6 protein-coding genes are annotated in these 6168 nt (G+C 75.7%); all 6 read right to left on the reverse strand.

Features of this window, described 5'->3' with window-relative positions:
- Nucleotides 1-26 precede the first annotated feature (26 nt).
- Genes hypE through hypA form a run of 6 tightly spaced genes read right to left on the reverse strand, consistent with a single transcriptional unit; the run spans nt 27 to nt 6126 of the window.
- On the reverse strand, nt 27-1127 hold the full coding sequence (hypE, locus tag ACFU6K_RS28295) for a hydrogenase expression/formation protein HypE (RefSeq protein WP_380667678.1): 1101 nt from the start codon (nt 1125-1127) through the stop codon (nt 27-29).
- Entirely contained in the window at nt 1120-2289 is a 1170-nt protein-coding gene (gene hypD, locus ACFU6K_RS28300; protein ID WP_380667680.1) for a hydrogenase formation protein HypD, read from the reverse strand. Before hypD ends, hypE begins: the two co-directional genes overlap by 8 nt.
- Nucleotides 2286-2591 (reverse strand): HypC/HybG/HupF family hydrogenase formation chaperone, encoded by a 306-nt coding sequence (locus ACFU6K_RS28305; protein ID WP_380667682.1) that lies wholly within the window; start codon nt 2589-2591, stop codon nt 2286-2288. Before ACFU6K_RS28305 ends, hypD begins: the two co-directional genes overlap by 4 nt.
- Nucleotides 2592-2597: 6 nt before the next feature.
- Entirely contained in the window at nt 2598-4934 is a 2337-nt protein-coding gene (gene hypF, locus ACFU6K_RS28310) for a carbamoyltransferase HypF (RefSeq protein ID WP_380667684.1), read from the reverse strand.
- A complete protein-coding gene (hypB, locus tag ACFU6K_RS28315) occupies nt 4931-5740 on the reverse strand; it encodes a hydrogenase nickel incorporation protein HypB (RefSeq protein WP_380667686.1) in 810 nt (269 codons plus the stop codon). The genes hypF and hypB overlap by 4 nt, the downstream gene beginning before the upstream one ends.
- Nucleotides 5741-5745: 5 nt before the next feature.
- Nucleotides 5746-6126, reverse strand: a complete 381-nt coding sequence (gene hypA, locus ACFU6K_RS28320) for a hydrogenase maturation nickel metallochaperone HypA (protein ID WP_380667688.1) — start codon at nt 6124-6126, stop codon at nt 5746-5748.
- Nucleotides 6127-6168 lie beyond the last annotated feature (42 nt).

A 6168-nucleotide genomic window follows, 5' to 3' on the forward strand; every position in this document is an offset into this window, starting at 1 on the left:
CTCCCGGGGCGGCGGCGTACGCGCCCTCAGCAGATCCGCGGCAGCTGTTCGCCCATCGGCAGGTCGACCACCCGGGTGCCGCCGAAGCCGGTCCGGGCGACGACCATCCCCGGGTGCTCCTCGACGCACTCGCCGATCACCACCGCCTCCGCGCCGAGCGGGTGGGCGCGCATGGCCGCGAGCACCGCGTCCGCCGAGCCGCGCGGGACGAAGGCGACCAGCCGGCCCTCGTTGGCGATGTACATCGGGTCCAGGCCCAGCACGGAGCAGGCGTTGGCCACCGGCTCCGGGACGGGGACGGCGCGTTCGCTGAGCACCACGCCCACCCCGGCCGCGACGGCGATCTCGTTGAGCGCCGCGGCCAGGCCGCCCCGGGTGGGGTCGCGCAGCACGTGCAGGTCGGCGGTGGCCGCGAGCATCGCCTCGACCAGGCCGCCGAGCGCCGCGCTGTCGCTGCGCACCTCGACCCCGAACTCCAGGCCCTCCCGGACGCTCATGATCGCCACCCCGTGCAGCCCGATCGGCCCGCTGACGATCACCACGTCGCCGGGGCGGGCGCGCTGCGGCCGGATGTCGACCCCGGCCGGGACGATCCCGATGCCGGCGGTGTTCAGGTAGACGCCGTCCCCGTGTCCGGCCTCGACCACCTTGGTGTCCCCGGTGGCGATCTCGACCCCGGCGGTACGGGCGGCGGCGCCGAGCGCCCGGGCGACCCGGTCCACCACGGCCATCTCCACCCCCTCCTCCAGGATGAAGCCGCAGGACAGGTAGGCCGCCCGGGCCCCGCTCATCGCGAGGTCGTTGACCGTGCCGTTGACCGCGAGGTCGCCGATGCAGCCGCCGGGGAAGAACAGCGGCCGCACCACGTAGGAGTCGGTGGAGAAGGCGAGCCGGGCGCCGCCCAGCTCCAGCACGGCGGAGTCGCCGAGCCCGGCGAGCACGGGGCCGCCGAAGGCCGGCGCGAACAGGTTCTCCACCAGCTCGGCGGACATCGCCCCGCCGCCGCCGTGGCCCATCACCACCCGGGGGTGGTCGCGCAGCGGCAGCGGACAGCTCCAGCCGGAGAAGTCGGGCCGCCCGGTGCCCGGATCCACCCCCGGGCCACTCAGCAGTTCGGTGTCAGCCAACGCGACCCGCCTCCTGCGGCTCCTGAAGCTCCTGGAGTACCTGGGCGTCCTGGCCCCGGACGGACGTCCCCGGCACGCCCAGCCGCCGGTACAGGTAGTACGCCGCGCACGCCCCCTCGCTGGACACCATCGTGGCGCCGAGCGGCGTGCGCGGTGTGCAGACGGTGCCGAAGGCCTCGCACTGGTGGGGCTTCAGCAGCCCCTGCAGCACCTCGCCGCTGCGGCACGCGGCGGGTTCGCGGGTGGTGATCCCGCCGACGTCGAAGCGGTGCTCGGCGTCGTGGTCGCGGTAGCGCGGCGAGAGCCGCCAGCCGCTGCGCGGGATCACCCCGATGCCCCGCCAGGGGCGGTCGGCAACCTCGAAGACGTCCTCCAGCATGGCGCGGGCCGCCGGGTTGCCCTCGGGGCGGACGGCCCGCGGGTAGGCGTTGTCGACGGTGTGCTCCCCGCGCTCCAACTGCCGTACGGTGCGCCGGATGCCCTCCAGGATGTCCAGCGGTTCGAAGCCGGTGACGACGATCGGCACCCGGTGGCGTTCGGCCAGCGCCGGGTACTCGGCGGTGCCCATCACGCTGCACACGTGCCCGGCGGCGAGGAAGCCCTGGACCCGGCAGTCCGGCGAGTCCATGATCGCCTCGATCGCGGGCGGCACCCGGACGTGCGAGACCAGCATGCTGAAGTTGCGCAGCCGCTGCTTGCTGGCCAGGTGGACGGCCATGGCGTTCGGCGGGGCGGTGGTCTCGAAGCCGATGCCGAAGAAGACCACCTCCCGGTCCGGGTTCTCCCGGGCGATCCGCAGGGCGTCCAGCGGCGAGTACACCACCCGGACGTCGCCGCCCTCGCCGCGGACCCGGAACAGGTCCCGGTCGGTGCCGGGCACCCGCAGCATGTCGCCGAAGGAGCAGAAGACCACCCCCGGCCGGGCCGCGATCGCCAGTGCCCGGTCGATCGTCTCCAGCGGGGTGACGCACACCGGGCAGCCCGGACCGTGGATCAACTCGACCTCCTCGGGCAGGAGTTGGTCGATGGCGTGCCGGATGATGCTGTGCGTCTGACCGCCGCAGACCTCCATCAGCGCCCACGGCCGGGTGACCGTCGCCCTGATGTCGGCGAGCAGCCCGGCGGCCAGCTCGGGGTTGCGGAACTCCTCCAGGTACTTCACCGTCCGGCCTCCTCAGCCTCGGTCCCAGAGCCCGCCGCCGCCCCGGCGGCCTCCCAGGGATCGCCGAACTCCTCCTGCAACAGCCCGAGTTCCTCGAAGAGGGCGAGGGTGCGCCGGGCCGAACCCTCGTCCAGGCGCTGCAGCGCGAAGCCCACGTGAACGATCGCGTAGTCCCCCACCGCCAGGTCCGGCAGGTACTCCAGGCACACGTCCTTGACCACGCCGCCGAAGTCCATCACCGCCATCCTCGCCCCGTCCCGCTCCCCGATCTCCGTCACCCTGCCGGGCACAGCCAGGCACATCCGCTCTCACTCCTCCCGGGCGGCCGCCGACCGGGCGGCCACCATCAGCTGGCCGAGCGCCAGACCACCGTCGTTGGGCGGCACCCGGCGGTGCCGCAGTACCGTGAATCCGTCCTCCCCGAGGCCGCTCGCGCAGGCCGAGGAGAGCAGCGCGTTGGCGAAGACCCCGCCGCTGAGCGCCACCGTGGTGGTGCCGTACCGGTCCCGGACGGCCGCGCAGCTCCGCCGGACCAGGTCGACCACCGCCCCGTGGAAGCGGGCGGCGACCAGGCCCGCGGGGGCGCCCGCGGTCACGTCGGCCACCACGGCGGCCAGCACCGGCCCGGGGTCGGCGGTCCAGCCGCCGGCCCGCGCCGACAGCCCGAACGCGTAGCCGCCGTCCGCCCGCGCCGACAGCCCGACCGCGTAGCCGAACTCGCAGGCCGCCGCCTCCAGTTCGATCGCCGCCTGGGCCTCGTACCCGGCCCGGTGACAGACCCCGGCGAGCGAGGACACCGCGTCGAAGAGCCGCCCCATGCTGGAGCTCGGCAGGCTGTTCAGTCGCCGCTCCAACTGCCGCTCCAGAAGCCCGAGTTCCGCCTCTCCGCAGGCCCGGACCGGTGGCAGTTCCGGCAGCCAGGGCAGCCCGGCCGCGCGCAGGTGGGCCAGCGCCGTCCGGTACGGGCGCTCGACGGCCGCGTCCCCGCCCGGCAGCGGCACGTACCCGAGGTGGGCGAGGCGGCGGAACCCGTCGTAGTCGGCCAGCAGCACCTCGCCGCCCCAGACCGCGCCGTCCGCGCCGTAGCCGGTGCCGTCGAAGGCCACCCCGAGCACCGGGCGGCTGCCGTCCAGTCCGTGCTCGGCCATCACCGCGGCGATGTGGGCGTGGTGGTGCTGCACCCGGTGCACCGGCCGGCCGGTGGCCATCCGCTCGGCGTGCCGGAGCGAGCGGTAGCCGGGGTGCCGGTCGGCGACCAGGAGTTCGGGCCGTACCCCGCTGACCGTGCCGAGTTGCTCGACCGCCCGGTCGAAGGCCCGCAGGGTGGCCAGGTCGTCCATGTCGCCGATGTGGCCGGACAGCCAGGCGTAGCCGTCCCGGGCCAGCGCGAAGGTGTTCTTCAGGTCGCCGCCGACCGCCAGCGCCGGGCGGACGGGCACCGGCAGCGGGACGGGCAGTGGGGCGTACCCGCGCGAGCGGCGCAGCGGCAGCTGCTCGCCGTCCACCACCCGCACCACCGAGTCCTCGCAGGGCACGTGGATCGGCCGGTCGTGGCCGAGCCAGCCGTCGACGAGCGGGGCGAGCCGCTCCAGCGCGTCCCGGTCCTCGGTGACGATCGGCTCGCCGGAGAGGTTGGCGCTGGTCATCACCAGCAGGTCCGGCCCGGGGGCGGCGAGCAGCAGGTGGTGCAGCGGCGTGTACGGGAGCATCACCCCGAGGTCGGGGCTGCCCGGGGCCACGCCCTCGGGCACCGGCAGACCCGTGCGGCGCAGCAGGACGATCGGCCGCACCGGCCCGGTGAGCAGTTCCCGCTCGACCGGGCCGACGGGCAGCAGGCCCTCGACGGTGGCGAGGTCGCGGGCCATCACGGCGAAGGGCTTGCGGCCGCGCCGCTTGCGCCGGCGCAGCAGGGCGACGGCGGTGGCGTCGCGCGCGTCGCAGGCGAGGTGGTAGCCGCCGATGCCCTTGACGGCGAGGACCGCGCCGTCGGCCAGCAGCCGCCGGGCCTCCGCCAGGGCCTGCTCCCCACCCAGGCCGGGGCGCCCGGGCACGGTCAGCGCGAGCCGGGGCCCGCAGGCGTGGCAGGCGACGGGCTGGGCGTGGAAGCGGCGGTCGGCGGGGTCGGCGTACTCCCGGGCGCAGTCCGGGCACAGCGGGAAGCCGGCCATGGTGGTGTTGGCCCGGTCGTACGGCAGGCCGGTGACGATGGTGTGCCGGGGGCCGCAGTTGGTGCAGCTGATGAACGGGTGCCGGTGGCGGCGGTCGGCCGGATCGGCGAGTTCGGCCAGGCAGTCGGCGCAGACGGCGGTGTCGGGCGGGATCAGGGTGGCGCGGGGGCCGTCGGGGCGGGACGGGACGATGCGGAAGCCGGTGGCGCCGGTGGCGGCGAGCGGCGCGTGCTCGACCGCGTACACCTGGGCGAGCGGCGGCGCGTCGCCGGCCACCCGCCGGCAGAAGGCGTCCAGGGCCTCCGGGCTGCCCTCGACCTCGACCAGGACGCCCTCGCCGGTGTTGGTGACGGTGCCGGCCAGTCCGAGTTCGCCGGCCAGCGTGTGGACGAACGGCCGGAAGCCGACCCCCTGCACCAGGCCGCGGACGGCGACCCGCCGCCGCTCGCGGTCGAGCCCGGGGTGGGCGGCCGTCACGCGCGCTCCCCCACGGCGGAGTGGCCGTGGCCGTGCTCGTGCGCGTGGTCGTGGCCGTGCCCATGGTCGTGATCGCGCCCGTGATCGTGCCGGTGGTCGTGCCCGTGGTCGTGCGGCGCCGCCGCGGCCATCACCGGCCGGTGCGGCCGCGCCCCGGCCAGGACGCCCAGCGCCCGGTCCAGCAGCGCCCCGACGCCCTGGCCCGTCCGGGCCGAGGTGTTCAGCACCTCCACCCCGGGGTTGACCCGCTGGACGTTGGCCAGGAACGCGGCCTTGTCGAACTCGGCCGCCGCGGCGAGGTCGGCCTTGGTCACCAGCACCAGGTTGGCCAGCCCGAAGGCCGTCGGGTACTTGAGCGGCTTGTCCTCGCCCTCGGTCACCGAGGCCAGCACCACCCGCAGCGTCTCGCCGAGGTCGTAGGAGGCCGGGCAGACCAGGTTGCCGACGTTCTCCACGAACAGCAGCCGGCAGTCGTCCGGCAGCCAGCCGTCCAGGTGCCCGGCGAGCATCCGCGCCTCCAGGTGGCAGAGCCCGTCGGTGAGCACCTGCTTCACCGGGGCGCCCGAGCGGGCCAGCCGGCGCGCGTCGTTCTCGGTGGCGAGGTCGGCGGTCAGCGCGGCGACCGCCACCCCGCGCCGCCGGGCGAGCCCCAACTCGGCCTCCAGCAGCGCGGTCTTGCCGCTGCCGGGGCTGGACAGCAGGTTCACCGCGACCGTCCCCCGCGCGGCCAGCGCCGCCCGCAGCCCGCGGGCGCTGTCGTCGTTGCGGGCGAGGACCGCCTGACGGAGGTCGACCGTGCGGCACATCGGCATCAGCCTTTCTGTTCGGCCCGGACGTCAGCGTTCCCGGCCCACTCGACGTCGAGGATCTGCAGCTCGCGGCCGGACAGCAGCTCCACGCCGCCACCGCCGGAGCAGCTCGGGCAGCCGAGGTCCGGCGGCATGCCGACCGCCCACTCGACCGCGCAGGGGGCGCAGCGGGCCCGGGCCGCCACGGACTCGGTGTCCAGCGCCGCGCCCGCCACCAGCGTTCCGGCGCAGGCGAGTTCGAAGCAGAAGTCGAGGGCCTCGGGCACCACGCCGGCCAACTCGCCCACCCGCAGCCGCACCCGTGCCACCCCGGGGGCCCCGTGTTCGCGCGCGGCCGTCTCCACCTGCTCGACGACGGCTTCGGCGATCGACATCTCGTGCATGGGTCCCTTCCCGGAGGGGGCGGCAACGCGCCCCATTACACC

The sequence above is a fragment of the Kitasatospora sp. NPDC057512 genome (genome assembly GCF_042802135.1).
In the GTDB taxonomy this organism is placed as follows: Bacteria; Actinomycetota; Actinomycetes; order Streptomycetales; family Streptomycetaceae; genus Kitasatospora.

What these genes read in the sequence shown, in the direction of transcription:
- ACFU6K_RS28305 (WP_380667682.1), bottom strand. Translation starts at nt 2,591, where the DNA reads ATGTGCCTGGCTGTGCCCGGCAGGGTGACGGAGATCGGGGAGCGGGAC.
- hypB (WP_380667686.1), bottom strand. Translation starts at nt 5,740, where the DNA reads ATGTGCCGCACGGTCGACCTCCGTCAGGCGGTCCTCGCCCGCAACGAC.
- hypA (WP_380667688.1), bottom strand. Translation starts at nt 6,126, where the DNA reads ATGCACGAGATGTCGATCGCCGAAGCCGTCGTCGAGCAGGTGGAGACG.